The organism is Limosilactobacillus reuteri subsp. simiae (assembly GCF_020784875.1).
GTDB lineage: Bacteria > Bacillota > Bacilli > Lactobacillales > Lactobacillaceae > Limosilactobacillus > Limosilactobacillus reuteri_H.
In genome coordinates, this window is the sequence record NZ_JAJGUI010000021.1 from 1 (window position 1) to 239 (window position 239).

The following is a 239-nucleotide window of genomic DNA, read 5'->3' on the forward strand; positions in this document are numbered from 1 at the left end:
CGCTAGTTAGAAACTTACGAATGAGTCTTAGTGTCCATGGGTCATCAATATATTGTTGGAGATACTTAATCATCAAGTCATGATTAACGTTATCAAAATAGGCTTTTAGGTCTAAGTCGATAACTCTTCGATAACCTTGATTATAAAGATCTACTACTTTTGCAATAGCGTCATGGGCCCCACGGTGGGGACGGAAGCCAAAACTATTATCAGAGAAAACACGCTCAAAGATAGGCGTA

The 239-nt window shown here is 38.9% G+C and carries 1 protein-coding gene; it reads right to left on the reverse strand.

The genetic code is table 11. From position 1 onward, the window contains the following. The coding region (locus tag LMC10_RS01095) for a reverse transcriptase domain-containing protein (RefSeq protein ID WP_267866770.1) at window positions 1-239 on the reverse strand (239 nt) is incomplete at both ends.